Origin of the sequence: Bacillus sp. BD48 (assembly GCF_046566805.1) — a bacterium.
Classification (GTDB): Bacteria; Bacillota; Bacilli; order Bacillales; family Bacillaceae; genus Bacillus; species Bacillus safensis.
On record NZ_JANGFM010000001.1, the window covers coordinates 91,190 to 116,853 of the forward strand.

Sequence of the window (25,664 nt, forward strand, 5' to 3'; positions counted from 1 at the left end):
TTAAACCTCCTCAGCTAGCGACAAGTTTTCATTTTCAAGAATGTTGCTTTCCTCATCAAGTCCAAAGGCGACATTCTTTTCAATCCATTTACGGCGTGGCTCTACTTTGTCCCCCATAAGAGTTGTGACGCGGCGTTCCACACGTGCAGCATCATCAATTTTGACCCTGACAAGTGTTCTCGATTCTGGATTCATTGTCGTTTCCCATAGCTGGTCGGCATTCATTTCACCTAACCCTTTGTAGCGCTGAATCGTGTACCCTTTTCCAACCTTCTTCAATACGTCATCCATTTCTTCATCAGACCATGCGTACTCAATGATTTCTTTTTTCCCTGAGCCTTTGCTGACTTTATATAAAGGCGGGAGTGCAATAAACACTTTGCCATGCTCAATCAGCGGCTTCATATAGCGGTAGAAGAAGGTCAAGAGAAGCACTTGAATATGCGCTCCATCCGTATCCGCATCTGTCATGATCACAATTTTATCATAATTGATGTCTTCTACATTAAAATCGACACCGACGCCTCCACCGATTGCATGAATAATGGTGTTGATTTCTTCGTTTTTGAAAATATCAGCAAGCTTTGCTTTTTCTGTATTGATGACCTTTCCGCGCAGCGGCAGCACCGCTTGGAATTTACGGTCACGCCCCTGTTTTGCTGACCCGCCCGCTGAGTCACCTTCTACTAGGTATAGTTCGTTTCTTGCCGGGTTTCTAGATTGAGCAGGTGTTAATTTTCCGCTCAGCGTTGCTTCAGACTTTTTCCGTTTCTTGCCGCTCCTCGCTTCTTCACGTGCTTTTCTAGCAGCCTCTCTTGCCTGCTGCGCTTTAATCGCTTTTTTCACAAGAAGAGTGGCTGTTTCCCGGTTTTCTTCAAGGAAATACGCAAGCTTTTCAGAAATAACAGCATCAACAGCTGAACGAGCCTCACTTGTCCCAAGCTTTCCTTTTGTCTGCCCTTCAAATTGAAGCAGCTCTTCAGGAATTCTGACAGAAATAATAGCAGACAGTCCCTCACGAATGTCAGTGCCTTCTAAATTTTTGTCTTTTTCCTTTAAAAGGGCCACTTTGCGTGCATATTCGTTAAAGGCTCTCGTCATGGCCGTTTTGGCACCAGACTCATGTGTACCGCCATCTTTTGTTCTGACGTTATTAACGAATGAAAGGATATTCTCCGAGTAGCCATCGTTGAATTGAAAAGCAAAATCTACTTCGATGGACTGATGCTCTCCTTCAAATGAGACGACTTCACTTAGAACATCTTTTTCTTCATTTAAATAAGCAACAAAGGCTTCAATGCCTGTCTCATAATAAAACGTTTCTTGTACATCATGCCGTTCATCGATCAGCTCTATTTTTAACCCTTTTAATAAAAAGGCAGATTCTCTTAAACGCTCTGATAATGTATCGAAATTATAGGTCGTGACACTGAACATGGTAGGGTCCGGCTTAAAATGAATCAGTGTTCCCGTTTTTTTCGTTTTTCCGACTTTTTCAAGTGATGTGACAGGCTTACCGCCGTTTTCAAAGCGCTGTTGATAAATAAACCCGTCACGTTCAATGGTAACAGTGAGCCATTCTGACAGCGCGTTCACAACAGATGCCCCAACTCCGTGAAGTCCACCACTTGTTTTATATCCGCCTTGACCAAATTTTCCGCCTGCGTGAAGGACCGTTAAAATGATCTCAGGTGTCGGTTTTCCAAGCTTATGCATACCAGTAGGCATTCCTCGTCCTTTATCTTGGACAGAAATGCTGTTATCTTTATGTATTTTGACAATGATATGATCTCCATGGCCAGCGAGCACTTCATCGACAGAGTTGTCTACAATCTCATAGACAAGGTGATGAAGACCGCGTGAATCCGTAGATCCAATATACATCCCTGGACGTTTACGGACCGCTTCAAGTCCCTCTAGCACCTGAATAGAATCATCGTTATAATCTACTTGCTGCTTTTTAACCAAATGCTTAATCCCCTTTCACTAACAAACATAACCGGCTAATCATCAAATGATCTCTCTAGATTTTAATGATGATCATGCTGCTCATTACTGTCCACTTTAATAAGCTGCATCATCACCATGCATGTGTGATTCACCAATACATGCTCTTTTGCACAGCTATGAGAATCAATCTACATTCTGCAATCAGAACTAGAAGTCCATTATAAACAAGACTGTTTCATAAGCCAAATGCAATCATATGATGGTTTTAGCAAAACAGAACAAACGTTCTATATTTATCTTATCGCTCTTTTTCTCGATATGCAAGGCCGCCGATATGTCCCTGTCGCCTTATTTTATCGCTTTCTTCTAGAATCGCAAATATATTTCTTCAACAAAAAAGCAAAAATCCTTGAAAAACCAAGGATTTTTGACGATTTAATGAGTTTTTGTCATCGCATGAGCCACCTTGATACATAAATCCATGATGGCGACCTTGCCATTTTCCTCAATCAGCCTTTTCGCTTCTTCGTGATATATGCCTTGCTGCGCCCAAAAAACAGGTGCGTCTATTTCGAGAAACTCTTCTGCCACCTCTGGCAAAAACTCTGAACGTCTAAAGACATTGACGATATCAACAGGCTCTTTTATATCTGTTAAAGAAGCGACTGCTTTTACACCGAGTGCTTCATCGATCGTTGGATTCACTGGAATGATCTCATACCCGGCATCCTGCATCGCCTTAGACACCATATAAGACGTCCGATGCGGCTGATCTGATAAACCAACAACAGCAATTCGTTTACTGCTCTTTAATATACGGCCAATTTCTTCTTTCGTAGGATTGTTCATCAAGACACTCCTTTTCCTCTATTTTAGCGAATTTCTGCTTAAAAACAAAGCTGAATCCATCTGCTTTCGATTTTTTCAAAAAAAGTTCCCCATGTTTTTCACAAGATCATGTTAAAATGTAAGACAAGAGGGAGAATATAAAGGAGTTATGCAGATGTTAATTGCTTTGATGTTTATTTTGGCTTATCTTCTCGGCAGTATTCCATCCGGTCTCATTGTCGGGAAAGCTGCAAAGGGAATCGATATCCGTGAACATGGCAGCGGAAACCTAGGTGCGACGAATGCATTTCGTACACTTGGCGTAAAAGCAGGGTCTATTGTGATTACTGCTGATATCCTAAAAGGGACGCTTGCTTCAGCTTTACCGTTTTTCATGCAGCTGGACATCCATCCCTTATTAGCAGGAGTTGCTGCTGTTATCGGTCACAGCTTTCCTATCTTTGCAAAATTTAAAGGGGGAAAAGCAGTCGCTACATCAGGCGGTGTGCTGCTATTTTATGCCCCATTCCTATTTATCACGATGATCGCTGCTTTTTTCTTATTTTTATACATTAGTAAATATGTTTCACTATCATCTATGCTGACCGGGATCTATACATTCATTTACAGCATATTCACCAAAGACCTATTCTTAATCATTGTTGTTGCCGTTCTTGCTGGCTTTGTGATCTACAGACACATCGCCAACCTCAAACGAATTCTCAACAAAACTGAACCGAAAATCAAATGGCTCTAGCCGTTTCATCCATTTAAATATGTGGTAAAAGTAAAGAAAAGCTGTTTTTGCATCCTGCATTTTAAAAACAGCATGACTTCAAAAAGGGGCGATCACATTGAAATTAACGATAAAAGAAGATGCACTCAATTGGTACAAGGATGAATTAGATTTAGAAAAAGGTGATCAAGTTCGCTTTTTTGTGAGATATGGCGGGTGCAGTAATGTACAAAAAGGCTTTTCTCTCGGCGTCGCAAAAGATGAACCTCAAAATGCCGGCGCAACCGCTGAAATAGAAGGTATTACTTTCTTCATTGAGGAAAGTGATATTTGGTACTTTGACAACCATGATCTGCATATTGATTATAACGAATCCGTGAAAGAACCAGAATTTCATTATGAATAAACAAAAAAGATACCTCATCCCTCGGGTATCTTTTTTGTTTTACACTTCAATATACAGCCCATACTCATGAATGTTTCCTAAAGACCGTTCCTTTTGCAGAATTCTTTTTTGCGGTTCTCCGATGAGGTCAAAATGAGGAAACCCTGCGCGGTCATGGATCCATTCTTTTTTTAGGCCATGTCTTTCTCCCCATTCAACTAACTGCTTCATATCCTGACAGGCTGCTTTGGTGACGGTATTGGCATTTGGAAAACGGTCATCGAGCCAATAGTGTGTTAAAAAAGCAACTTTCCCTTGCTGGACATCTGTTTTCCAAGCGTTTAAATCGCTTCGTTTAATACCAAAAGCCATGAATTAAACCTGCTTCTTCGACTGTTCATATACTTTATGCCAGGCAGGAAAGGCTTTTCTAAATTGAATAGGTCTAAAAGTGTCTTTATCTACACAAATATGCGTGGTTGTCCCTGTAATCGCTGTATGTCCATCAGGTTTTTGAATTTCATAGCCATACACCGTTTTGAGACCATTATATTCTTCAATCCATGTATGAACGGTTGCTGTTTCACCATACAGCAATGGTTTTTTATATTGAACCTGTAAGTCTATCACAGGTGCAAGAGCACCGTCTGCTTCTAGCTGCGCATAGGAAAAACCTAATTCTTTAATCAATGCTGTTCTGCCGACTTCCATCCAGACTAAATAATTGGCATGATACACGATGCCCATTTGGTCTGTTTCTGCATAACGGACTTCTATTTCTTTTTTGGATATATACACGTTTTCATCGCTCTCCTATCAAAACCTAAGGTCTGTCTTTGCAATTTTACCACATTCCAAATGGTTCTTCTAAAAAGAGGCAATAAAATAAACCAGGAATCCCTGGTTTATTCGGTATAGCCATTCTTTCTTGCCGCTTCTTCGTCCTTGATCTCAGAACGCATCGCATCAATACTCATTTTGCGGTTTTCATTTTTTTGTTTGATCATTTGCTTTTCTGCATCTGTCGAAAGGGACATCGCTGCTTCAGATTCATCAATATTGTCAAGTGTGTTCTCGATCATATCTTGCAGCTTTTCAACATTATCAGAACGATCATCTGGATTGGATTTATATGACTTGTCATTCATCACGATTCCTCCTTATTCACCCTTCGTCTGTATCACATCAGGCTGTTCATTTGATTTATTATGCATCTTTTTACCTTTATTCCGTTTGTATGCTACAGGCTTCGTCCCTAAATGGTCAGGTGTAAACTGTGCTTGTTTATCATGCTCTCTACCCATCATTCATCCCTCCCTCTTCTTTAGGATGAACGAAAACGGATAATTCATAACTTATTTTTGTCTAAATCGCTCTTCCAACTTTTCTTCAAGCTGGTTTAAAAATTCCTCATTGCTTAATAATTCTTTTTTATTTTCAAGCACAAGCTCTTCAAATGTGCGTCGTTTTCTTCTTCTCATTCCACTCACCTCCAAATATGTATGATTACATTTTCGCCAAAACATTTAGAAAATAAGCAAAAGAGCTGAATCATTATAGATCCAGCTCTTTTTCAATTTCTTTTTTTGTCAGCATTTGATGCTTCACAGACATGATGCGTCCTTTTTCATCTAATATGTATGTCGTTGGGTATGAGAGCACCTGATATCTTGCTTGAATGCCTTTTTGGTCCAATAAAACAGGAAAGCTCAGCTTTAATTCTTTTGTGAATGCTGCCACATGATCGACACTCTTTTCAGTGGTCGTCAAATTCACCGCTAGTACTTCGACCCCGTCATTTTCGCTCCTAATTGCGTCTAGATCCGGCATTTCCGTCCTGCACGGCTTACACCATGTCGCCCAGAAATTGACGAGCACCTTTTTCCCTCGGTAATCAGATAACGAGGCGGTTTTGCCGTCAAGGGTTTTCAGTTCGAAATCAGGGGCTTGATCCCCTTTTTCAAGACCGATTGCGGGCTCTTTTGGCCCAAATAAATTCCACGCAAGTAAACCAATCAACACAAGTAAAACAGCGCTTGCCATTCCTTTTTTCCACATGATTGATCCTCCACTATTTTAAAAAAGAAGAGAAAGCTGTTGAATCGCCTTCTCTTCTTTGCTGTATTAGTTGCTTGCCAATTTTTCGCGAAGTACCATTTGAAGGATACCGCCATGACGATAGTAGTCAATTTCAACTTCACTGTCAAAGCGAACGACCACTTCAAATGTTTTCTCGTTGCCATCTGTGTCAATTGCTTTCACAGTGACGAGATCACGCGGACGAACTGTTTCGTCAACATGAACTTCAAATGTTTCTGTTCCTGTTAGACCATGAGTTTCTGCACTTTCTCCGTCTTTAAACTGCAAAGGAAGTACGCCCATGAAGACAAGGTTACTTCTGTGGATACGCTCAAAGCTTTCAGCTAGAACAAATTTAATTCCAAGAAGGTTTGTTCCTTTTGCAGCCCAGTCACGTGAAGAACCCATTCCGTAGTCTTTACCTGCTAAGATCGCAAGACCCGTACCATCTTCTTTATAACGCATGCATGCATCATAAATGGATGTCACTTCACCAGTTGGCCAGTAGGTTGTATATCCGCCTTCTGTTCCTGGTGCAATTTGGTTCTTAATACGGATGTTTGCAAAAGTACCTCTCATCATGACATGGTGGTTACCACGGCGGGATCCATATGAGTTAAAGTCTCTAGGCGACACGCCTCTTTCTTGCAAGTATTTGCCCGCAGGTGTGTCCTTACCAATCGCTCCAGCAGGAGAAATGTGGTCAGTTGTGACAGAGTCACCAAACTTCGCAACGACGCGCAAGCCTTTAAGCGGTTCAACTTTACCAGGTTCAACTGATAGGTTTTCAAAAAATGGCGGGTTATCAATGTATGTGGAATTTTCATCCCATTTGTACAATGCATCATCCGTCGTTTTAATTTCATTCCAGCGGTCATTGTTGTCAAAAACAGTTTCATACTCTGAACGGAACAGCTCAGGTGTGACAGTGCTTTTAACGACGCTGTTGATTTCATCCATTGATGGCCAAATGTCATTGAAATAAACGTTCTCGCCATTTTTATCGACACCGATAGGATCTTTTGTTAAATCAATATTCACCGTACCAGCAAGTGCATAAGCCACAACTAATGGTGGAGATGCAAGGTAGTTCCCTTTCACAAGTGGATGGATACGACCTTCAAAGTTACGGTTACCTGATAAAACAGAAGTAATCAGCAGATCATTTTCAGAGACAGCATCCTCAATTTCTTGCGCAAGCGGTCCTGAGTTTCCGATACATGTTGTACAGCCATAGCCAACAATGTTAAATCCGAGGTCTCTTAAATATGGAAGAAGTCCTGAATTCACAAGGTATCCTGTTACAACTTTAGAACCTGGCGCTAGTGACGTTTTCACGTAGTTCGGCACCTTCATACCGAGCTCACTTGCTTTCTTCGCAACAAGACCTGCTCCGATTAAAACGTATGGGTTCGATGTATTCGTACAGCTCGTAATCGCCGCAATCGCAATCGCACCTGTCTTCATCACAGCTTTTTCACCGTTTGCAAGATCAAATTCGATTTGTTTATCAAGCTCTGATTTATCTAAGCCAAACCCTTGGTTACCAGCTGGGCTTTCGATATGTTTATGGAACGTCTCTTTCATTTGAGAAAGTGGAATCAAATCTTGTGGACGTTTTGGACCAGATAAGTTTGATTCAATTTGAGAAAGATCAATTTCCACAACATCAGTAAAGATTGGCTCTTCTGCATCTGGCGTATAGAATAAGCCATTTGCGCGAGAATATTCTTCAACGATATTAATTTGCTCTTCATCACGTCCAGTAAGGCGAAGGTAAGCAAGCGCTTCTTCATCTACTGGGAAGAATCCGCAAGTTGCACCGTATTCTGGCGCCATGTTCGCAATTGTTGCACGATCTGCTAATGGCAATTGTGCAACACCAGGTCCGAAGAACTCAACGAATTTGTTAACTACGCCTTTTTCACGAAGAACTTGTGTAACTTTTAATGCAAGGTCAGTTGCAGTTGTTCCGTTTGGAAGCTCTCCAACTAATTTAGCACCAATAACTTCTGGTACTGGGAAGTATGAAGGCTGACCAAGCATACCAGCTTCCGCTTCGATACCGCCAACGCCCCATCCAAGTACACCGATACCGTTAATCATCGTTGTATGAGAGTCAGTACCAACTAAAGTATCTGGGTAAGTGATGATCTCGCCATCTTCTTCAATCGCATGAACAACACTTGCAAGATACTCTAAGTTCACTTGGTGAACAATTCCTGTTGCAGGCGGAACAGCTTGATAGTTATTAAACGCTTTCTTTGCCCAGCTAAGGAAGTTATAACGCTCTGCGTTACGTTCGAATTCTAAATCCATGTTAATGTTTAATGCATCTTCAGTTCCAGCTTTATCAACTTGTACTGAGTGGTCAATAACAAGGTCAACTGGAATTTCAGGGTTGATTTTATCCGGATCCCCACCTACATCTGCCATTGCTTTTCTTAAAGAAGCAAGGTCAACGACGGCTGGTACACCCGTGAAGTCTTGTAAAATAACACGAGAAGGTTTAAATGGAACATCAATTTCTTTTACCTCGGCAGTTCCCCATTTTGCCAAGTTTTCAACGTGTTCCTTCTTGATCACTCTACCGTCTACTTGGCGAAGCACTGATTCTAAAAGTACCTTAATGGAATAAGGCAGCTTAGAAACATTTCCGATTCCTTGTTTCTCTAGTGCTTCTAACGAATAATAGTGATACGTTTTCCCATTTGTCGAAAACGTTTTTCTAGATTGAAAAGCGTCTTGTTTAGCGACTTGCTGCTGTTTCGACATGTCCAAAATCCCCCTTTTGATGATCAAGATCAATTTCAATTCTCAGAAAAATCGTCGTATTTCACCACAATTTTCTCACAATTTCATCTTAAAACAAATTCATACATAAGTAAATAACAATGCTTTTATTAAATTCAATAAGTTTAACTTATCATTAGGAAATGATTACTCTTCATAAACGAAGCGGAGCGGGCTCATACTACAAATGAGGTGATAGAACATGACAAAACGCAAAGCAAATCATGTCATTAATGGCATGAACGCAGCCAAAAGCCAGGGTAATGGCGCAGGCTATACGGCAGATGATCAACTCGTTTTAACAGAAGAACAAAGACAAAACAATAAAAAACGCAAAAAGAATCAATAAGAAGGAGCCAAAAAATCATGACCAATAAAAACACAGGGAAAGACATCCGTCAAAACTCTCCTAAGGAGCATCAAGGCGGACAGCCTGAGCCATTATCAGGCAGTAAAAAAGTGAAAAACCGCAACCATACAAGACAAAAGCACAATTCTCATCATGATATGTAAGCATTCCTCTCTCATCCCGTGACCAAACGGGATGTTTTAGGTCTTTCACACATTTCCATTTTCATCATATGATTTATTATGAGATGTGATGGAGGAGTGTTTATGGAGAATGAAAAGCAATCGAATTCCTCTGATTTTCTTGAAATAGACGATTGGCTCAATGTTTTAATGGATGATCCATTTGCCTGGTATGATGAACACCTCCCAATTGATCTTTATGAAACAAGCCGTGATTATATTATCGAAATCGATGTCTCCACCCTATCGATTACTGATGTAAAACTGACCTTCGCTGGACATGAGCTGACAATGACTTACACAGTACAAAAACCAAACGGTGAAGGCGAACAGCTAATTGAAAAAAGCGTGATGCTCCCTTTTTATCTAAACGACAAAGACATTGAAACAGATTATGAAAACCGAATCATATCGATAAAAATTAAAAAATGTTCCGACCATCCAAACGGTGCTTTTTCCTTTCAAATCCCGCACTTCAAACATTAAGAGCCCACCTTCATTTAGGTGGGCTCTCTTCCGTTCGTTTCAAGTCAATACCTTTTGCGAACCACCATGGCCAAATAGTAGAGTCGCTATATGATAATGTATTCTTTTTCTATTAATTGGTTTGGGTCATTCTAGTAAATGGGCGGCTATCAATGAAAAAGGGCGATTATAGAGATCATAGACATACATTTTTGTTATTTTCTTCTATCCTCTCTTCATGTAATATAAAATAGAGAGATAAGGGGTATAAGGAGTGAGAACATGTTAAGCGGCTGGTTTTTGTGGTTCATTTTATTTTGGGGTACAGTGATGATCGGATTACTCGCAATCGGTGGCTTTTTTATGTTTCGCAAATTTTTAAAACGATTGCCAAAGGAAGATGGGAAATCAGAGCTTGATTGGCAGGATGAATATATTCAAAAAAGCCTTCACCTATGGCGGGATGAGGACAAACAGCTGTTAAATGAACTCGTATTACCTGTTCCAGAGCTGTTTAGAGATGTTGCCAAAGAAAAAATAGCGGGTAAAATCGGCGAGCTGGCATTAAAAGAACAGGCTGCCAGCATTAATTTAGACTTAATCATTCGCGGCTACATTATGGCTACACCGAAGCGGGATCATAAGTTTTTACTGAAGCGCCTTCAAGAAAAAAACATTGATCACTCGCCATATGAATCGTTATTAAAATAACCTCCTTTATGAAAAGGAGGTTTAATTCATTTGAATCTGCTGCGGATCTAATTGTTTGGACAGCTTTCTAAATGATAAATACATGGCAACCCGCCAAGGCACGATCATGCCAAAGGCAAGAATCCAAAACATCCCGCTTAATGAACCATAATCAATAGAAGAACTCAGGATGGTCTTCATTCCGATACGAAGGACAAGAAGTCCAATGAGAATGAACACAAATGCTTTTGAACGCTTTAAGTAGATATCATTGCCTCTAATTTCAAACTTCGATGTTTTGATTAAAAATATAGAGAAAAACATCCCCACTGTGATCGCTTCTAGAAATTCAGCTCCAGTTACCCGAAACATAGGAACGAAAAACATCAGTGCACCAGTGCTCATGAAAATAGGAGGTAAAATAATTTTTTTCGCAGTTGCAGGTTTTGCAGATGACTTAATGCGAATAAACATGACGGCCACTGCCATACATATCGCTATTATAGAAGAGATCAAGATCATCATATCAAATCATTCCTTTATTCTTTAAGGTCAGCCTATGTATAATATACTCCAATTGACGAAAAAAAACCATTCGCCGCGACTGTAGAAAACGATTTCAAAAGCCTGTAAACCCGCCAAACAATGATGAGAACATGATGATTATCCATGTGAGAAGATCAAAGAACAGCATAATCCCTACCACAATCATAATGATCCCGCCAATTCGCATGATGAGCTGCTGACGCCTTCTGATCCACGCCATTTTCGTAATGAAAAAGGAGAGAATAAAAAACGGGACGGCAAATCCAAAGACATACGCAAGCATATACATCACCGCCGACTCAGGATTGTTACTCGCCAGTGTGATGACAGCGGATAAAATAGGTCCAGTACAAGGTGTCCATCCAGCGGCAAAGCCCATTCCGATGAGAATGGATCCAAAAAAACCAGCAGGACGATTTTTGAACTGTATTCTCTTTTCGCCCATAAGGAAAGAAGGCTTAAAAACGCCAAGAGTCATAAAACCAAAGAAAATAATGAGGATGGCTCCAATTTGACGAATCGCTTGATGATAATCATTAAAAAACTTCCCGACAAACGATGTCCCAAAGCCAATCGCAATAAATATAATAGAGAACCCAACTAAAAAGAATAATGTATGAAGCAGACTTCTTCTTCTCAGCATCACCTTCTCAGATTTCACTTCATCTATACTAACGCCAGTAATATACGATAAAAATGCTGGATAAAGCGGCAGACAGCATGGTGAAATAAAAGAAAGAAATCCTGCTCCAAATGCTAAAAAGTAATTCAAATCTGTCAAAAGAACACCCCCTTCTTACAATATACAATAAGAGATGACAAAATCATTTCATTTTTTTTACATCACCTCAATAAAGATGGTCTATTCTCTTAAAACCTTATATAATTTAATTTGACATCAAGATAACGAATCCTTTAAATTTGAAAATAAACCTTAAAATGGATATAATAGAATCGATTCTTTTTATCAAGATTTGCATGAAAGGAACATGACTTTGGTAAAAACATCATTATTAACTCAAATCGAAGAAAAAAGAGAAGAGCTGATGAAAGTTGTCTTGCACAATGGGATGACATCAACAGTGACCATCGAACATAGCCAGCAGCTAGATCATCTCCTCTTACAATATCAACGACACTTACACTCAAACTCAGCCAACTAATCATACTTCATGATATCAATCATGCCGCACAATTATTAGAACAGTTGATATGGTGACCATAAACGAAACAAAAACCTCTGACATAGGGGTTTTTTGTTTTTTCACATACTGCTTGACGCCATAATAAAAACCACCTTCCCTGCTTCATTCATGCAAGTACAGTGGTTTTAAGCGTCTGATGAAGGTGAATTGAATAAAGAAAGGACAACGCTTGTCCATTCTTTATAACCATGTTCCATCTATGATCATAATATCGTACGTATTATTTCGCTTGGTTGTTCATGGCTTTCATCATTTGATTGATTTTCTTCTGGGACGGTTTCATGCCCATTTGCATCATCATCATTCGAAGCATTTGTTCATTAATCGGTGGATTCTTTTTCAAATAGCTCATCATATACTTACGAGCAATAAAGAATCCGAGTGCAACTCCTGCAAGCAGTGCAACAACGCCTACAAGGATGACAACCCATAAATCCATAATTCTTCCTCCTTCATGTTGTCTCGTATAAAGTGTACTAAACAAAAGGCTATTATACAACATTTCACGTTCAATTTTATTTTTTTAAACAAAATTTCTCACTTTTACTGGATTAAGCCACCCGTGCTTCTTTGAACTAAAGTCCATCGCAAGAAAACAAGGGCTGATTTTTCTCAGCACTTCAAAAAACACTGCTTCTGCCTCATAACTGCCAGTAGCAGACATTTGGATATACCTGTCTTTTATAATAAATGCTGCAGTTCCTTTTCCATCTGGTAAGGAGGCGCTGTAAATCGAGCCTATTTGTGTATAGTGAATGTTCGTTAAGTTATTCATTAGACGCTGGTGCATATGAAAAGCAGGGATTCGTTTCGTCACATAATCCACTTGCTTCACAAGCATTACAAGCTCATCGTCAGTGCGGTTCGTCCAGTGTAACGACTCAAACAAATGAAACAAAATTGATTCTCTGCCAAAATAGTGATGCGCAAATTCATCCTCAATCCAATAAATATAATAATGGCGTTCCATGTCTATCCCTTCCTTTCACATTTCGTCAATCTCATTTATTGCTTGTATTATACAAAAATGTGAAAGAAAGAATTGTCTATATATGAAGCAAGAAGAAACTAGTTTTGTCAAAAAAACAAGAAAAAAGAAAAAAGTTTGCAGAGCGGGTGAAAATGCTCTGCAAACAGATAGCAAAAAAGCATGATGCTTGAAGATCGTTTATTTATTCAGCTTCGCTTTCACACGGCTGACTACATTGCTGACAGTAAATCCGTATTTCTCGATAATGGTTTCACCTGGAGCAGAAGCACCAAATTTATCAATTGCAATCACGTCACCATCAAGGCCAGTATAACGCTCCCAGCCAAGTGAAGCGCCCATTTCAATCGCAATACGTGCACGTACTGATTTAGGAAGAACAGATTCTTTGTATTCGTCTGACTGCTGATCGAAGCGATCCCATGCAGGAAGGCTGACAACAGACGCGCGGATACCTTCTTTTTCAAGTGCCTTTTGTGCTTCAATGGCTAAACCAACCTCAGATCCTGAAGCGAGTAGAAGTGCTTCTGGCTGTGCATCAGCTGCTTCAACCACAACATATCCACCTTTTTCTACTCCCTCATATGCCTTCTCTGGTGCCTGGTCAATCGTTGGAAGGTTTTGACGAGTAAGAACTAGTGCTGTCGGTTTATCCGTTGAAGATACAGCTAGTTTCCACGCTGCAGCTGTTTCATTTCCATCTGCTGGGCGGATAACTGAAAGATTAGGCATCGCACGTAATGAAGCAAGCTGTTCAACCGGCTCATGCGTCGGACCATCTTCACCAACAGCGATACTATCATGAGTAAAGACGTATGTGACTGGAAGTCCCATTAACGCAGCAAGACGAATCGCTGGTCTTAAGTAATCCGAGAAAACAAAGAACGTTCCGCCGAATACACGAAGACCGCCGTGAAGTGCCATACCATTTAATGCCGCACCCATTGCAAATTCTCTGACACCGAACCAAATGTTTTTGCCGGCATAATTATTTTTCCCGAAATCATCTGTGTTTTTAATCGTTGTTTTATTTGATCCAGCAAGGTCAGCAGACCCACCAATAAAGAAAGGTACTTGCTTCGCAATGCCATTTAACACTTCGCCTGAAGATGCGCGGGAGGCAAGGCTTGAACCTGCTTCATAAACAGGAACCTCTTGATCCCAATTCTCAGGAAGCTTTCCTTCAATCGCAAGCTTCAGCTGTGCTGCTAGCTCTGGATATTCTTTTTCGTATTGCGCAAACAGCTCATTCCACGCTGCTTCTTTTTTCTGTCCAGCGTCTTTTACAGCTTCTTTGAAATGATCGTACACTTCAGAAGGTACATGGAAATCTTCTTCAAACGTCCAAGAGTAAGCATCCTTCGTCAGCTTTGCTTCCTCGCTGCCAAGCGGTGCGCCATGCACACCAGACGTTCCCGCACGGTTTGGCGATCCGAAACCGATCGTTGTTTTCACTTCAATTAATGTAGGTCTGTCTGTGCTTTGTTTCGCCTTTTCAATAGCAGCTGTTACTTCTTCGATGTTGTTGCCGTCTTTCACGTAAAGAACTTCCCAGTTCATCGCTTCAAAACGATTCTTCACATTTTCAGAGAATGAACGATCTAGGTCGCCATCTAAAGAAATGTCATTTGAATCGTAAAGAACGATTAAACGGCCTAAGCCTAAATGACCAGCAAGTGAAGCAGCTTCAGAGGAAATCCCCTCCATTAAGTCTCCATCTCCGCAAATGCTGTATGTATAGTGATCTACAACATGAAAGTTGTCTTTGTTATACGTTTCCGCAAGATGTCTTTCTGCAAGTGCCATTCCTACTGCCATAGCAATTCCCTGGCCTAAAGGACCCGTTGTCGCATCTACGCCTTCTGTGTGTCCAAATTCAGGATGTCCAGGTGTTTTGCTTCCCCATTGGCGGAATTGTTTTAAATCTTCGATGCTCAGGTTGTATCCGCTTAAATGAAGCATGCTGTATAAAAGCATAGAACCATGTCCTGCAGATAAAACAAAGCGGTCTCTGTTAAACCAATTTGGATTTTGCGGACTTACGTTTAAGTGATTCGTCCATAAAGCGTATGCCATTGGTGCAGCACCCATCGGCATTCCTGGGTGACCGGAATTCGCTTTTTCAATTGCGTCTATGGAGAGAGTACGTATTGTTGCAATAGATTTCAATTCAATCGTTTCCATATAAATCCCCTTCCGTATCTTGTGTACACCATTATCATAAATCTACTGTCCTTTTTTCACAACTATTTCACGCTGAAAAAGAAGGATTTTGTCACATTTAGTTTATCGATCACCTAAAAAGTTATGCAAATATGAAAAAAGACGAGAATATTCTTCCCATCTTTTCAAAATTCAAGAAATCACAGCCTTAATGAAGGTTCTGATCTTTTTCTCTTTTTAATTTTTCTGGTGTGACATCGTTTCCTTCAGGGTCAACAATTTTAACGGTTTTAAGTGTATTTTTCATAGAAGAACGAAAAGCTTTCAAATACTCTTCTCTCAACTTCTTTTGTTCTGTTTTTTCAGCGTCTGATAAACCGGTCTCTTTCGACTTTTTTGAAAGCTCATTTATTCTGGCAAGCTGTTCTTTAGAAATCATGACAAACTCCTTTAAAGCATTTTCTCTACATACTACTAAATATCAATCATTTTGACAACAAATCACGCTTTAGGTAGTAAGGCCTTTTTCGTATTCTTGATACCTTCTATGCACTGTTGCTTTTGAAATGTCAAAACCTAATGCCTGAAGAGTTGCGGCAATTTCGGCGAACGTCATGTTGTTTTTTCTTAATCGAACAATTTCTGAAATCGGTACTTCAATACGCTCACGGCCAGGTGCATTGTCCTGCTGCCTTAAATTCAGTTCAGGCTGATATCCGCGCTCAACAGCCCTTTTCATCCCCCGCTTGATTTTCAGGTTATGAATTTTCCGTTGGTACTCTTCGACAACTCCTACAATTTCAATGACCATTTCATCTGCTTCTGAAAGCTCAAGCTCTCCTCTATGAAACACGCTGTACACCTTTACGTTCTCTTTAAATAGACAATGAAGAAGCGCAATTTTTGCTTGTCCTCTTCCAAGACGTGTTTCATCTTGGATCAGAACTGCATCAATTGACTCTTCCTTCAGTGCAGCAAGCATTTCAAACACACCATCACGATCTAGATCGTATCCACTGGCTTTTTCTTTGATGACTTTGACCACATTCATCTTGTGCATGGCAGCTAAAGCCATCAGCTCTTCTTCTTGTCTTTTCAGCGAGGTTTCCTGCTCTTCTTTCACAGTACTTACTCTCGCATAAATGATTGCGTTCATGTCTTCAATCGACCTTTCTACTGTACTGTTGCAAGCTGATATACGACTGGATGCTCTTTTTTGACGGGTATGACAAGAATGTCTCCAGGCTGGATTTCTGTTGAAGCAAGATCATTGTGTTCGGTGACCCAGTCAATAAATGCATTTTTGTCGATTGATTTGCTGTCATTTACTTGATCAGCTAATCCCCAAAGAGTATCACCTGATTGAACCTCTATTTTAACATACTGATTTGAATCATTATGGCTTGTGACTGCAATAAGTGAGAGAAATATGCCAACGATGAATGAGAATACCCCAATAAAAATAATAGATTCTTTTAACCTCATAATGTCATCTCTCCTAATAGAATATGTGTTCGCTCTTTCTGTCATTCATTATAAATACGAACAAACGTTTCTGTCAAACGTTTTTTCGAACCTATGTTTGTACTGTTAGGAAAAACATGCTATAATTTCTTTAAAATTGACGTTTTGAGGTGCAAAAGATGACGAAGCTATCAAAAAGACAACTCGATATCCTAAAATTCATCAAAGATGAAGTAAAAAGCAAGGGTTATCCCCCATCCGTCCGTGAAATTGGAGAAGCTGTCGGTCTAGCATCCAGTTCAACGGTCCATGGACATTTGGCTAGACTAGAAACAAAGGGCTTAATTAGAAGAGACCCGACAAAACCTAGAGCGATCGAAGTACTAGATGAAGAGGAAATGAATATTCCAAAGAGTGCTGTAATGAATGTCCCAGTCATCGGAAAAGTAACGGCCGGCCTGCCTATCACGGCTGTTGAGAATGTAGAAGAATACTTCCCTCTTCCAGAGACTTTTGCAGCACCAGATGAACAAGTGTTTATGCTTGAAATTATGGGAGAAAGTATGATTGATGCAGGTATTTTGGACAAGGACTATGTCATTGTGCGTCAGCAAAGCACCGCTAACAATGGAGATATTGTGGTCGCCATGACAGAGGAAGATGAAGCGACAGTGAAACGTTTCTATAAAGAAAATACACACTTTAGATTACAGCCAGAGAATCCATCAATGGAACCGATTATTTTACAGAATGTGAGTATACTAGGTAAAGTGATTGGCGTATTTCGAAATATTCATTAAAAAAAGCCGGTATTTCATCAGCTGCTGATGAGAACCGGCTTTTTCTTATGCACAAGAATATGCAAGAATACTTGAACTTGGGAAGGAGCCAAATGTAAAGTTCGGCCATATAAAACCAGTTGTTCTGCCAAAAGGCTGTGAGGAAAGGACAAACATTAAAAATACTTGGCCGTTTCTCAGGAACACAAGCGTCCATCTTCTATTACATCCCGCTGCAAAATGAACAGCTTGATGACCTCCTGCACTTTGCGCAGATATAAGCGACTGCATACTTTGAGGCTGAGAGAGTGCTTGCTGATACTGCGAAATGATATGCTGCGGCGGAGCTGGCGGTGCCGATTGCCCGCCTGAACCGTGCCCTCCCCCGATTGGAAACCCAGGAAAACCCCCAGTTTGAGGAAAGGAACTTGATGGCCAGCCTTGCATCTGCCTATCATATAAGTAACCATTCCACATATCTTCATACGGTTGATACATACGAAACACCACTTTCTTTAGACATTCATCACGACAGTATATGTCATAAATAAAAAAGAGTGTTAAACGTCTAAATAGAAATTTTCCAAAAGACGTTTCGTTCTTCTTTAGAACGGTTAAATAATCTTTAAGAAGAAAAATAAAAAAAATGAAAACTTTTTGTCTCCCTCAAACGTTATATAATTAGAAACAAAAGAAACAAAAAACATTTAGATTTAATACTTGTAATATCACTGTAATTATTGTAACATTTGTAACATAAGAAGTTTTCATTGAGAAAAGGAGGCAATTGCCTTGAAAAAATTATTTGTTTTATTAACTGCTATTATGCTTATGATCTCATTACAAACGACAACATTGGCCGCTTCCAAGAAATCAGCCGCTTTGACAAATAAAGAAGCGTTACATATTGCCCTTGATGCAAGAGAACATTTTTGGAGTGCAATGTCAGGCTACAAAGTTAAAGAACATTCTAATGTCAAATTAAAATCATTTAGCTATAAAGATATGACGTACAACTATCTTTCTAAAACATTTGATACAAAGAAAAAATTAAACAGCTACCTATCTGAAGTTTTCACTAATGATGCCATCAAACATGGTTTAAAAGATTATCAGTTCATTGTTCATAAAGGCAAAATGGCTGTTCCAGTCGGTGACGGAGACAACATGCTCAATTGGGAAAAAGCCACACCTAAACTTATTTCAAAAAAACAAACGATCCGCACATATGAATTCACAGTCCCAACACTTGATGGACGCAAAGTAAAACGAACTGTGACATACGAAAAAGTACAAAAAGATTGGAAAGTCACACAAATTGACGCTGTCATCTAAATAAAAAACCAGGCCTTTCATCGGCCTGGTTTTTATATTGGAGAAAATTCAGTCATGCGGTCCAGCGCGTGAGCAAGTGATGATGCCGTGCGAAATTCATTAAAAGGAAGCCCGAGCTGCACTGCTGTTTGGGCAATTTCTGGTCTAATCCCTGAAATGGTCGTCTCTACTCCAATTAATCGAAGTGACGTGACAAGATCAAAGATTTGATGAGCCACCATTGTATCAATAATGACAACACCCGATAGATCAATACATAAATGCTGAACACCTTTTTGTGAGCACTGTTTTAGCGTATTTTCTAAAATAATCTTTGCTCTCGCTGTGTCAATGTCACCTACTAAAGGCAATAACGCAATCTGGCTTTTTAAGACAATCACCGGTGAGCTCAATTCGTAAATCATATCTCTTTGAGCCACAAGCTTCTTCGTAGTATTTTTCACATATTGCTGGATAAACACATGGATTGAAATATTAAATGCTTCGGAAATTAAATCATACCAATAAAAGATGCGGTCAATATCAATCTCATCTTGACGCTGTTTTATAAATTCTTTTAAGTAATGCAGAACCACCTTTTGATTGGACATGTATTCTCTCACGACGTAATCTAAAGGTGTATTTAAGTGCTTCGGATCACTGGCTAAGTCCACAGACCATTTTTTAAATTCAGTATGTAAATACGTCTTGTCTTCAATAATAGCTCTAATAAAATGCTGGTAATAATCTTGATTCTGCCGTTTTAGCTCTGCTATGATGCTGGAATCTGTTGAACGATATATGGATTCTGGATCATCATCCTCAATTGATTCATACCATGTTTCAGTCAGCTTCTCTGCATGCTGCATAAAAAAATCGTATAATGCACGGTTCTTATCCATAAGCATATGTCCCTTCACATTTTCTTCTTGTCAGTCTTTGTCCCTTATAGATTGATTGTATCACTGAATCTTTTGTCCCTGCTAGCTCGAATAGGCTCTGGTGATAAACAAAAGAGCCCCCCACTCTAAGGAGACTCTTTCCAGATTTATTTCACAATGAATAATATTCTTTTTCCATCAGGAAACCCGCTGATTTGGTGGCCGACCCATGAGCCTGCTCCCCTATTATCAGATGGACTGACATATTGAACGCTTGCGCCTTTTCCTCCCTCAAGACAAACAGCCATTGGCCATTCATCCCGGTCAAAGCCAGGTTTTGTCGGAATTCCTTTTAATGATTCTTGCCTGCGGGCATCTGCTCCATTTCGGTCAATGGTACACACATCTGAATGTCCTTTTCGAATGGCTTCTTGAATATGACTGCCTGTTTCAGGGTACCGTTCCTTTGGAAATTGAATGACATGATCATATCGATCCGCCCCTTTTGCTGCCTGCTTCTCTCCCAATCCACCTAACAACGTGCCCATCCATATCACAAAACATAAGGCGACAGCAGCGATCCAGCCTCTTTTCATCTTCAAAAGCGCGTGACCTCCTCATCCATCTTAAGCATCATCTTGACTGAAAGGAAATGTGTCATTTTAATGTATGAGTGGTTCGCGGATGACATGAGAAAAAAATGAAGAGGCTCTCTATCTCAAATTTCTCAGATTAGAAATATGAATCCTACCGAATCGATCCATCAAAAAAGCTTGTCCCCTATGAAGGAAACAAGCTTTATTTTTTATTGCGCTTTCGCATAGTTTATGAACTCAACAAAGGCAGCTGTCGCTTTCGGACCGCCATTAATCGTTCCGTTTGAATACCCAGCGTTATGAACTCCAACGATTTGCTGGTTCTGATCGAGCATGGCAGAACCTGAATTTCCGCTGAATGTATCAATCGTATAGTATGCTAGATTCGTATCTTCTCTCGTCACAGGACCTGACATCTCCCATTGTGACACCTTACCAGTCGATCTCATTTTATCACCAGGATATCCTGAGATTTTAATGGTTGTCCCAGTCAAGTTTGTCACCTGGCGGATGGATCGGTAGCCGACCGTATTGCCAATGTTCGTATCGGTTTTGATCACGGCAAAGTCATATTGGCTTGCACCAGTATTAATATACCCGCTTGGCACATAGAACTCAGTCATTTTTGCTGAACCGTTCACCGCAGTACTATCATTCATACCAGGATATACAGTTCCTTTTTCACTATAGCTTCTCGATGCTGTATTGTATACGCAGTGTCCGTTTGTCAAAATTTTGTTAGGAGCAATGAGTGTCCCCGTACAACTGGAGCCGCCAAATGTAATATAAGCAATCGAATTGTATGGTGCCACTCTTGTATTTGCTACTTTGGTTCTACCATCGTCTCCAATGACGACTTTCGTTTGAAAATCTTTTAAATATTTTGATAGTGGTTTTACTTTTTCGCCAACAGTAGAAGAAAGATCATCCACTTTGTCAAAGGATGAGGGGGCTTTCGTATCATTGTGGAAATCACTTGAAGAGATCACTTTTCCATCAGAAGTCACCATGTCATAATCAGACGTTAGTACTGAATCCGATGCGGCATGGGCAAAACTAGGCACACTTAAAGCACCAAAAACGAGAAGAGAAGGGAGTAACATTTTCACCTTTTTCATTATATTCCTCCTTTATGTCCTATATAAAAAATCATACGATTGTTTCATATTGGAGTAAATGAGAGAATATTCTTATTTTTTACAAAATATTTCATTTTTAAATTAGGTGTTTTGTATCTTCCCAACCTTCATTCTATCGATCTCTTTCTATGAGAACAAAAAAAACCGCCTAATAGGCGGTCTTTCCTCTTTGTCAGCTCCACACATCTTTTACATACCTATTGTCATTTGCAAGAGATGTCAGCCAATTTTCAGCTGTTTCTTTCGAGCATTGTTTCTCGTTTTGATAGAGATCGATCAGTGTAGCTTCTACATCTGGGGCCATGACTTTTCCGTCTCCGCACACGTACAGATAAGCACCTTGATCAAGCAATTCGATCAGCATGCCGCCGTCTTCCTTCAACAAATGCTGGACATATACTTTTTGCTCATCGTAACGAGAATAAGCACGATGGATATGGACAATTCCGTTTTGCGCTGCAAGCTGCATTTCATCAAAATACAGATCATCTTCCTGAGGGTGACGGCAGCCAAAATATAGGTGGGCTTCGGCTAGCTGCTTCCCTTCCTTCTGCCACACTTCTCTTGCCTGAACAAATCCTCTAAATGGAGCGATTCCTGTACCTGGTCCAATCATAATCATCGGGATGTCTGATGAAGGGGGCAGCTGGAATCCGTCTTGCGCTTCATGCAGGAAGCAGGCTACTTCTTCCCCTTCTTTCAGACCACATAAATAGGTTGATGCGACTCCGGCATATTCTCCGCTGCCGCTCCATGCTTTACCTTTTACAACCGCCACTGTGATACTGACTTTTTCTTCATCTACCTTTGGCGAGCTAGAAATCGAGTAATAACGCGGCTTCAAACCTGGTAAAAGCGCCAAAAAGTGCACAAACGGCAGCTCACACGCTTCATATTGATCTAATAAATCCAGCATGGTTACTCGTTTCTTTAAGATGGCTTCTTGATATGCTTCACCAGCCATTTGTTCAAGCTCCACGCGGTGAGGCGGACATACAGTATGTGCTGCGAGCTCTCTTAGCTGTGTACGTGTCGCAGGCTCTTGAAGCTCAACATGCGAGGCAAGTAATTCTTTGATTGGAATCGGCTGATCTAATGGTAAATGACTTGCCTCTTTCTCAGATGAAAGCTTAATGCGCTGCTCTGGATCTAGTTTAAAGCGGTGGGTCACACGTTGAACAAGTGCATCACTATTTTTCGGCACAATCCCGATATGATCTCCTTCTTTGTATGCTTTTCCAGCAGGCAATTTCAATTCAATATGTCTTGTCTGCCTCGTGCTTTTTTCTGATTGTAATTCTTCATTTTTCAATACAACAGCTGAAAAGGCATCATATATTTTAGCTACAGGGCGCTCCACTAACTCATTAGTATAAGCAACTGATAGGTTTGGCTTTTCCTTCCCCTTTTCTTGGAAAGTGAGCTTAAATTCTTTTGCAAGCTGTTCGAAGACTGTTTTCTGGAATGTTTCTTTATCCTCATCCATATCACCGCCTGCATCACCTTCTCCTAAATCAGCTACACGCTTGGCTCCTTTTCTTTCAAGAGCCTCATCAATAAGACGGGGGATCCGCTGGTACGTACTCGCCCAATTTCGATCTCCGCATCCAAAGACCACAAATGTCACGTTTGATAAATCCTGCTCTTCATCCTGCGTCAACCAATCCACGAATTGCTTCGCATTGTCAGGTGGATGTCCGTTGTATGAAGCGGTCACGATGAGGACAGCACCTGTATCTGGCAATTGGCGTGTAAAGTCATCAAGCGGCGCAGTGGTCACATCGAACCCTTTTGCTTTCCCGTCTTCAGCCAATTCGTTCGCTATTTGCTTTGCTGTGCCAAGATTTGATCCATACAAGACCAGCAGCGGTGTTCCATGACTCGCTACTTTTGCTTCAGCAGATGCTGGGCTTTTTTTCGCTTCTTCTTTCGGAGGCGCCATAAAGAATTGCTGCTTTCTTGGCCGCACTTTGATTTTAAAATCATTTGGCTTAATTGTCAGGGATTCTTTTAAATCCAGTTCATACGACGTATGATCAATCAATTCAAGATTGTGCAGAACCATCGCTAGTACCATCGTGGCTTCATGAAGTGCGAATTGCATCCCAATACACGCACGCTGTCCATTTCCGAACGGTTTATAGGCATGCTGCGGAATCTTTTCAGGGTGCATAAACCGCTCTGGTTTAAATTCTTCTGCATCCTCTCCCCATACCGCTTGATCACGATGTAATTTAGGGAGCAGAACAGAGACGCTTTGATTTTTTTGAATCGGATATTTCCTCCCGATTACTGTGTCCTCTTTCGCATAAAGAGAGAACGTAGGCGCTGTTGGCCAGAGGCGAAGGGCTTCATTTAACACCATACGAGTGTAGCTTAGCTTTTGCACCTGTTTAAATGTCGGAAGCCCGCCCTGCAGCACCTCATCTGCTTCCTGGACGGCTTTCATTAATTTCTCTGGATTCTTTAGTAAGAAATAAATCGCAAAGGATAGAAGTCCGCTTGTTGTTTCGTGCCCTGCAATTAAGAAGGTAATGATTTGATAACGGATATTTTCATCGGATAAACGTTCACCTGTTTCAGGGTCCTCTGCATGCAGCATAAGGGACAGTAAATCATCGCCCGTTTTATCTTGTTTTTTTCGTTCCTGAATAATGTCATCTACTAATTGCGACATAAAATCGACATGCTGGTCAAATTCTTTTCTTCTTTTGATCATGAGTTTATCTGCAATCGGCAATCGGCTCGACTGCTCCATTGCTTCATTTAAGCCTTTCAGCATGCTGTCGATGAACGGATGCTGATTTTCTTTATAAAAGCTGTTAAAGCGAAAATCAAAACCGCAAAGGCCGATCGTATCTAAAGTCAGCTTTGTCATATCCTCAGCAACTTCAATTTCTTCATCGCGGCCTGTTCTTTGCCATTTTTGCACAAGCTGTGTGGCAATATCGAGCATCATCTCATGATAGCCCTTCATGGCCTGCTGGCTAAATGCCGGCATCAAAATTTGATGAGCCTTTCTCCAGTTCGGTTCTTCTGTCCAGCTCGTAAATAACCCATCTCCTGAAAATGCTCTTACTTTATTGAGACTAGTTCCAATAAATTTATCAAAACGGCTCTCGTCACATACTTCTTTAACAAGTTCATGGCTGGAAACAAAAATACTTGTTGCATTTGAAAATTCAAACTGAAAAATCGGTCCTAATTCATCTGCCAGCCGCCAAAAGGTTTGAGAAAGCTCTCCCTTTTTTATATGGGGAATATTTTTAAAAGGTCCGTATGTTTTTGGTTTTGGAATGATTGATGTTTGCTTCATATGCCCACTCCCTTTATCTCTTTAAGATGCAACGCTGATGGCACGCCATAAACATTGCTCAATATCCTCTAAAAATTCAATCGTTGGCTCTATTTCTTCTGCAAGAATTTGTTTATGCAGCTGCACAAAAGCACCAAATACAATGGATAAAATGGTTCTGCCTGAGAGGTTTGGGTGAATCCCATCCTTTTTCCCTTCTTCAAAGATTAGGAAAAGCTCATGTAACAAATGCTGCATTTTCTCTTTGCTCGTCTCGTCTAAGTAATGAGACCGTTTATCAATCTCTAAGAAATACAGCCCGCTTGGATTCTCCTTTGTAAATAAAACCAAGCAATAAAATACATGCTTAAAGTACGCCCGGATACTTAACTTTGGATCTGGACTGTTTGTGTTCATTTTTTCGATAAATGCTGAGAGACTGCGCTGGTACAAAATATTGACGAGCGCCTCCTTGCTGTCGAAATAACGGTAAATGGTGCCCGCTCCGACGTTTGCTCTTTTTGAAATCATCGGCATTGTGGTGCCATCAAAGCCTCGTTCAATAAATAGTTCCAGCGAAGCCTTCATGATCTGTTCTTGTTTATCAGTCACTGCTGGCATTTCATCCCCTCCTTATAAATATAGGAATGAACGTTCATTCCGATAACGGTATATTATATTAATATTTTAATTTCATCTATTTATACTTAAACATACTTATTTTATTACGTCATCACATTTTCTGAAAATAATAATAATTAAGAAATGATACCTAGTCACATGACATCCAAAGGACTTATAAAGATTGTCAAATGTGTGTCATGTGGGTGTCATCAG

33 protein-coding genes are annotated in these 25,664 nt (G+C 40.3%); 9 read left to right on the top strand and 24 right to left on the bottom strand.

Going from position 1 to position 25,664, the window contains the following annotated elements; all coding sequences use genetic code 11:
- From parE to ACLGGR_RS00475, 3 genes are all read right to left on the bottom strand, one after another.
- Entirely contained in the window at window positions 1–1,968 is a 1,968-nt protein-coding gene (parE, locus tag ACLGGR_RS00465; protein ID WP_212039881.1) for a DNA topoisomerase IV subunit B, read from the bottom strand.
- A 417-nt stretch (window positions 1,969–2,385) separates the two neighbouring features.
- The gene (locus ACLGGR_RS00470) at window positions 2,386–2,799 is read right to left on the bottom strand and encodes a CoA-binding protein (protein ID WP_142944913.1); all 414 of its coding nucleotides are present in this window, start codon (window positions 2,797–2,799) and stop codon (window positions 2,386–2,388) included.
- On the bottom strand, window positions 2,750–2,878 hold the full coding sequence (locus ACLGGR_RS00475) for a hypothetical protein (protein ID WP_257995200.1): 129 nt from the start codon (window positions 2,876–2,878) through the stop codon (window positions 2,750–2,752). The genes ACLGGR_RS00470 and ACLGGR_RS00475 overlap by 50 nt, the downstream gene beginning before the upstream one ends.
- A 75-nt stretch (window positions 2,879–2,953) precedes the next feature.
- On the opposite strand from ACLGGR_RS00475, the gene plsY reads away from it, so the two are divergent.
- Both plsY and ACLGGR_RS00485 read left to right on the top strand, forming a co-directional pair.
- The gene (gene plsY, locus ACLGGR_RS00480) at window positions 2,954–3,535 is read left to right on the top strand and encodes a glycerol-3-phosphate 1-O-acyltransferase PlsY (RefSeq protein ID WP_142944912.1); all 582 of its coding nucleotides are present in this window, start codon (window positions 2,954–2,956) and stop codon (window positions 3,533–3,535) included.
- A gap of 97 nt (window positions 3,536–3,632) precedes the next feature.
- A complete protein-coding gene (locus ACLGGR_RS00485; RefSeq protein ID WP_024425145.1) occupies window positions 3,633–3,920 on the top strand; it encodes a HesB/YadR/YfhF family protein in 288 nt (95 codons plus the stop codon).
- Window positions 3,921–3,959: 39 nt separating this feature from the next.
- Here the strand turns inward: ACLGGR_RS00485 and ACLGGR_RS00490 are convergent, their stop codons facing one another.
- The 7 genes from ACLGGR_RS00490 to acnA all read right to left on the bottom strand — a co-directional run bounded on the left by ACLGGR_RS00490 (window position 3,960) and on the right by acnA (window position 8,753).
- Window positions 3,960–4,271, bottom strand: a complete 312-nt coding sequence (locus ACLGGR_RS00490) for a hypothetical protein (protein ID WP_251215343.1) — start codon at window positions 4,269–4,271, stop codon at window positions 3,960–3,962.
- A gap of 3 nt (window positions 4,272–4,274) precedes the next feature.
- Complete coding sequence (locus ACLGGR_RS00495) at window positions 4,275–4,697, bottom strand: acyl-CoA thioesterase (protein ID WP_410972298.1); 423 nt, start codon at window positions 4,695–4,697, stop codon at window positions 4,275–4,277.
- Window positions 4,698–4,804: 107 nt separating this feature from the next.
- Window positions 4,805–5,047 carry a small acid-soluble spore protein Tlp gene (tlp, locus tag ACLGGR_RS00500; protein WP_410972299.1) on the bottom strand — a complete coding sequence of 81 codons (243 nt, stop codon included), beginning with the start codon at window positions 5,045–5,047 and terminating at the stop codon, window positions 4,805–4,807.
- A 12-nt stretch (window positions 5,048–5,059) separates the two neighbouring features.
- Window positions 5,060–5,203: an acid-soluble spore protein N gene (locus ACLGGR_RS00505; RefSeq protein ID WP_008357830.1), complete on the bottom strand. Its 144-nt coding sequence runs from the start codon at window positions 5,201–5,203 to the stop codon at window positions 5,060–5,062.
- A 51-nt stretch (window positions 5,204–5,254) separates the two neighbouring features.
- Window positions 5,255–5,380, bottom strand: a complete 126-nt coding sequence (locus ACLGGR_RS00510; RefSeq protein WP_003211002.1) for an FbpB family small basic protein — start codon at window positions 5,378–5,380, stop codon at window positions 5,255–5,257.
- Between the two features lie 73 nt (window positions 5,381–5,453).
- Window positions 5,454–5,957 (bottom strand): TlpA family protein disulfide reductase, encoded by a 504-nt coding sequence (locus tag ACLGGR_RS00515; RefSeq protein WP_111291030.1) that lies wholly within the window; start codon window positions 5,955–5,957, stop codon window positions 5,454–5,456.
- 66 nt (window positions 5,958–6,023) lie between these two features.
- On the bottom strand, window positions 6,024–8,753 hold the full coding sequence (acnA, locus tag ACLGGR_RS00520; RefSeq protein ID WP_251215345.1) for an aconitate hydratase AcnA: 2,730 nt from the start codon (window positions 8,751–8,753) through the stop codon (window positions 6,024–6,026).
- 220 nt (window positions 8,754–8,973) lie between these two features.
- Between acnA and sspO the strand changes: the two genes are divergently transcribed.
- The 4 genes from sspO to ACLGGR_RS00540 all read left to right on the top strand — a co-directional run bounded on the left by sspO (window position 8,974) and on the right by ACLGGR_RS00540 (window position 10,478).
- Window positions 8,974–9,120, top strand: coding sequence for a small acid-soluble spore protein SspO (gene sspO, locus ACLGGR_RS00525; protein WP_410972300.1), 147 nt, complete (start codon window positions 8,974–8,976; stop codon window positions 9,118–9,120).
- A gap of 17 nt (window positions 9,121–9,137) precedes the next feature.
- Window positions 9,138–9,284: a small acid-soluble spore protein P gene (locus tag ACLGGR_RS00530; protein ID WP_003211331.1), complete on the top strand. Its 147-nt coding sequence runs from the start codon at window positions 9,138–9,140 to the stop codon at window positions 9,282–9,284.
- 102 nt (window positions 9,285–9,386) lie between these two features.
- The gene (locus tag ACLGGR_RS00535; protein ID WP_410972301.1) at window positions 9,387–9,788 is read left to right on the top strand and encodes an Hsp20/alpha crystallin family protein; all 402 of its coding nucleotides are present in this window, start codon (window positions 9,387–9,389) and stop codon (window positions 9,786–9,788) included.
- A 261-nt stretch (window positions 9,789–10,049) separates the two neighbouring features.
- Entirely contained in the window at window positions 10,050–10,478 is a 429-nt protein-coding gene (locus tag ACLGGR_RS00540) for a DUF2621 domain-containing protein (RefSeq protein ID WP_024427086.1), read from the top strand.
- 21 nt (window positions 10,479–10,499) lie between these two features.
- Here ACLGGR_RS00540 and ACLGGR_RS00545 read toward each other — a convergent pair whose 3' ends face one another.
- Both ACLGGR_RS00545 and ACLGGR_RS00550 read right to left on the bottom strand, forming a co-directional pair.
- Window positions 10,500–10,982: a CcdC family protein gene (locus ACLGGR_RS00545; RefSeq protein WP_047203110.1), complete on the bottom strand. Its 483-nt coding sequence runs from the start codon at window positions 10,980–10,982 to the stop codon at window positions 10,500–10,502.
- Window positions 10,983–11,076: 94 nt separating this feature from the next.
- Window positions 11,077–11,784: a cytochrome c biogenesis CcdA family protein gene (locus ACLGGR_RS00550; protein WP_142944905.1), complete on the bottom strand. Its 708-nt coding sequence runs from the start codon at window positions 11,782–11,784 to the stop codon at window positions 11,077–11,079.
- A gap of 208 nt (window positions 11,785–11,992) precedes the next feature.
- On the opposite strand from ACLGGR_RS00550, the gene ACLGGR_RS00555 reads away from it, so the two are divergent.
- Window positions 11,993–12,166, top strand: a complete 174-nt coding sequence (locus ACLGGR_RS00555; protein ID WP_369810454.1) for an aspartyl-phosphate phosphatase Spo0E family protein — start codon at window positions 11,993–11,995, stop codon at window positions 12,164–12,166.
- A gap of 262 nt (window positions 12,167–12,428) precedes the next feature.
- Here the strand turns inward: ACLGGR_RS00555 and ACLGGR_RS00560 are convergent, their stop codons facing one another.
- The 6 genes from ACLGGR_RS00560 to yneA form a co-directional block, all read right to left on the bottom strand.
- Entirely contained in the window at window positions 12,429–12,647 is a 219-nt protein-coding gene (locus ACLGGR_RS00560; protein WP_003212379.1) for a YneF family protein, read from the bottom strand.
- Window positions 12,648–12,731: 84 nt separating this feature from the next.
- Entirely contained in the window at window positions 12,732–13,178 is a 447-nt protein-coding gene (gene sirA / locus ACLGGR_RS00565) for a sporulation inhibitor of replication protein SirA (protein WP_024425134.1), read from the bottom strand.
- 198 nt (window positions 13,179–13,376) lie between these two features.
- Entirely contained in the window at window positions 13,377–15,380 is a 2,004-nt protein-coding gene (gene tkt / locus ACLGGR_RS00570) for a transketolase (protein WP_251215347.1), read from the bottom strand.
- A gap of 187 nt (window positions 15,381–15,567) precedes the next feature.
- On the bottom strand, window positions 15,568–15,798 hold the full coding sequence (locus ACLGGR_RS00575; protein WP_048240230.1) for a DUF896 domain-containing protein: 231 nt from the start codon (window positions 15,796–15,798) through the stop codon (window positions 15,568–15,570).
- Between the two features lie 69 nt (window positions 15,799–15,867).
- On the bottom strand, window positions 15,868–16,515 hold the full coding sequence (locus tag ACLGGR_RS00580) for a YneB family resolvase-like protein (protein ID WP_323650268.1): 648 nt from the start codon (window positions 16,513–16,515) through the stop codon (window positions 15,868–15,870).
- Window positions 16,516–16,532: 17 nt separating this feature from the next.
- Window positions 16,533–16,844, bottom strand: coding sequence for a cell division suppressor protein YneA (yneA, locus tag ACLGGR_RS00585; protein WP_024425130.1), 312 nt, complete (start codon window positions 16,842–16,844; stop codon window positions 16,533–16,535).
- Window positions 16,845–17,002: 158 nt separating this feature from the next.
- Between yneA and lexA the strand changes: the two genes are divergently transcribed.
- Complete coding sequence (gene lexA / locus ACLGGR_RS00590) at window positions 17,003–17,623, top strand: transcriptional repressor LexA (protein WP_034283422.1); 621 nt, start codon at window positions 17,003–17,005, stop codon at window positions 17,621–17,623.
- Between the two features lie 45 nt (window positions 17,624–17,668).
- Here lexA and ACLGGR_RS00595 read toward each other — a convergent pair whose 3' ends face one another.
- Window positions 17,669–18,100, bottom strand: coding sequence for a hypothetical protein (locus ACLGGR_RS00595; RefSeq protein WP_410972302.1), 432 nt, complete (start codon window positions 18,098–18,100; stop codon window positions 17,669–17,671).
- Between the two features lie 294 nt (window positions 18,101–18,394).
- Here ACLGGR_RS00595 and ACLGGR_RS00600 point away from each other — a divergent pair, with 294 nt between their 5' ends.
- Window positions 18,395–18,937 carry an IseA DL-endopeptidase inhibitor family protein gene (locus tag ACLGGR_RS00600; protein WP_142944900.1) on the top strand — a complete coding sequence of 181 codons (543 nt, stop codon included), beginning with the start codon at window positions 18,395–18,397 and terminating at the stop codon, window positions 18,935–18,937.
- Between the two features lie 32 nt (window positions 18,938–18,969).
- On the opposite strand, the gene ACLGGR_RS00605 is transcribed toward ACLGGR_RS00600, so the two are convergent.
- From ACLGGR_RS00605 to ACLGGR_RS00625, 5 genes are all read right to left on the bottom strand, one after another.
- Entirely contained in the window at window positions 18,970–19,818 is an 849-nt protein-coding gene (locus ACLGGR_RS00605) for an STAS domain-containing protein (RefSeq protein ID WP_142944899.1), read from the bottom strand.
- A gap of 146 nt (window positions 19,819–19,964) precedes the next feature.
- Window positions 19,965–20,345, bottom strand: coding sequence for a sporulation protein (locus ACLGGR_RS00610; protein WP_410972606.1), 381 nt, complete (start codon window positions 20,343–20,345; stop codon window positions 19,965–19,967).
- A 257-nt stretch (window positions 20,346–20,602) separates the two neighbouring features.
- Window positions 20,603–21,511, bottom strand: coding sequence for a trypsin-like serine peptidase (locus tag ACLGGR_RS00615; protein ID WP_024425124.1), 909 nt, complete (start codon window positions 21,509–21,511; stop codon window positions 20,603–20,605).
- A 193-nt stretch (window positions 21,512–21,704) separates the two neighbouring features.
- On the bottom strand, window positions 21,705–24,848 hold the full coding sequence (locus ACLGGR_RS00620) for a bifunctional cytochrome P450/NADPH--P450 reductase (RefSeq protein ID WP_410972303.1): 3,144 nt from the start codon (window positions 24,846–24,848) through the stop codon (window positions 21,705–21,707).
- A gap of 21 nt (window positions 24,849–24,869) precedes the next feature.
- Window positions 24,870–25,448: a TetR/AcrR family transcriptional regulator gene (locus ACLGGR_RS00625; RefSeq protein WP_142944896.1), complete on the bottom strand. Its 579-nt coding sequence runs from the start codon at window positions 25,446–25,448 to the stop codon at window positions 24,870–24,872.
- Window positions 25,449–25,664 lie beyond the last annotated feature (216 nt).

Bases quoted from the DNA above. Each gene is read 5' to 3' on its own strand.
- ACLGGR_RS00510 (WP_003211002.1), bottom strand. From the start codon at position 5,380: ATGAGAAGAAGAAAACGACGCACATTTGAAGAGCTTGTGCTTGAAAAT.
- plsY (WP_142944912.1), top strand. From the start codon at position 2,954: ATGTTAATTGCTTTGATGTTTATTTTGGCTTATCTTCTCGGCAGTATT.
- ACLGGR_RS00490 (WP_251215343.1), bottom strand. From the start codon at position 4,271: ATGGCTTTTGGTATTAAACGAAGCGATTTAAACGCTTGGAAAACAGAT.
- ACLGGR_RS00545 (WP_047203110.1), bottom strand. From the start codon at position 10,982: ATGATGATCTTGATCTCTTCTATAATAGCGATATGTATGGCAGTGGCC.
- ACLGGR_RS00505 (WP_008357830.1), bottom strand. From the start codon at position 5,203: ATGGGTAGAGAGCATGATAAACAAGCACAGTTTACACCTGACCATTTA.
- ACLGGR_RS00605 (WP_142944899.1), bottom strand. From the start codon at position 19,818: ATGGATAAGAACCGTGCATTATACGATTTTTTTATGCAGCATGCAGAG.
- ACLGGR_RS00555 (WP_369810454.1), top strand. From the start codon at position 11,993: ATGACTTTGGTAAAAACATCATTATTAACTCAAATCGAAGAAAAAAGA.
- tlp (WP_410972299.1), bottom strand. From the start codon at position 5,047: ATGAATGACAAGTCATATAAATCCAATCCAGATGATCGTTCTGATAAT.
- ACLGGR_RS00580 (WP_323650268.1), bottom strand. From the start codon at position 16,515: ATGAACGCAATCATTTATGCGAGAGTAAGTACTGTGAAAGAAGAGCAG.
- ACLGGR_RS00515 (WP_111291030.1), bottom strand. From the start codon at position 5,957: ATGTGGAAAAAAGGAATGGCAAGCGCTGTTTTACTTGTGTTGATTGGT.
- yneA (WP_024425130.1), bottom strand. From the start codon at position 16,844: ATGAGGTTAAAAGAATCTATTATTTTTATTGGGGTATTCTCATTCATC.
- lexA (WP_034283422.1), top strand. From the start codon at position 17,003: ATGACGAAGCTATCAAAAAGACAACTCGATATCCTAAAATTCATCAAA.
- ACLGGR_RS00610 (WP_410972606.1), bottom strand. From the start codon at position 20,345: ATGGGCACGTTGTTAGGTGGATTGGGAGAGAAGCAGGCAGCAAAAGGG.
- ACLGGR_RS00530 (WP_003211331.1), top strand. From the start codon at position 9,138: ATGACCAATAAAAACACAGGGAAAGACATCCGTCAAAACTCTCCTAAG.
- ACLGGR_RS00535 (WP_410972301.1), top strand. From the start codon at position 9,387: ATGGAGAATGAAAAGCAATCGAATTCCTCTGATTTTCTTGAAATAGAC.
- sspO (WP_410972300.1), top strand. From the start codon at position 8,974: ATGACAAAACGCAAAGCAAATCATGTCATTAATGGCATGAACGCAGCC.
- ACLGGR_RS00540 (WP_024427086.1), top strand. From the start codon at position 10,050: ATGTTAAGCGGCTGGTTTTTGTGGTTCATTTTATTTTGGGGTACAGTG.
- acnA (WP_251215345.1), bottom strand. From the start codon at position 8,753: ATGTCGAAACAGCAGCAAGTCGCTAAACAAGACGCTTTTCAATCTAGA.
- ACLGGR_RS00560 (WP_003212379.1), bottom strand. From the start codon at position 12,647: ATGGATTTATGGGTTGTCATCCTTGTAGGCGTTGTTGCACTGCTTGCA.
- ACLGGR_RS00620 (WP_410972303.1), bottom strand. From the start codon at position 24,848: ATGAAGCAAACATCAATCATTCCAAAACCAAAAACATACGGACCTTTT.
- sirA (WP_024425134.1), bottom strand. From the start codon at position 13,178: ATGGAACGCCATTATTATATTTATTGGATTGAGGATGAATTTGCGCAT.
- tkt (WP_251215347.1), bottom strand. From the start codon at position 15,380: ATGGAAACGATTGAATTGAAATCTATTGCAACAATACGTACTCTCTCC.
- ACLGGR_RS00625 (WP_142944896.1), bottom strand. From the start codon at position 25,448: ATGCCAGCAGTGACTGATAAACAAGAACAGATCATGAAGGCTTCGCTG.
- ACLGGR_RS00575 (WP_048240230.1), bottom strand. From the start codon at position 15,798: ATGATTTCTAAAGAACAGCTTGCCAGAATAAATGAGCTTTCAAAAAAG.
- ACLGGR_RS00615 (WP_024425124.1), bottom strand. From the start codon at position 21,511: ATGAAAAAGGTGAAAATGTTACTCCCTTCTCTTCTCGTTTTTGGTGCT.
- ACLGGR_RS00470 (WP_142944913.1), bottom strand. From the start codon at position 2,799: ATGAACAATCCTACGAAAGAAGAAATTGGCCGTATATTAAAGAGCAGT.
- ACLGGR_RS00595 (WP_410972302.1), bottom strand. From the start codon at position 18,100: ATGTATCAACCGTATGAAGATATGTGGAATGGTTACTTATATGATAGG.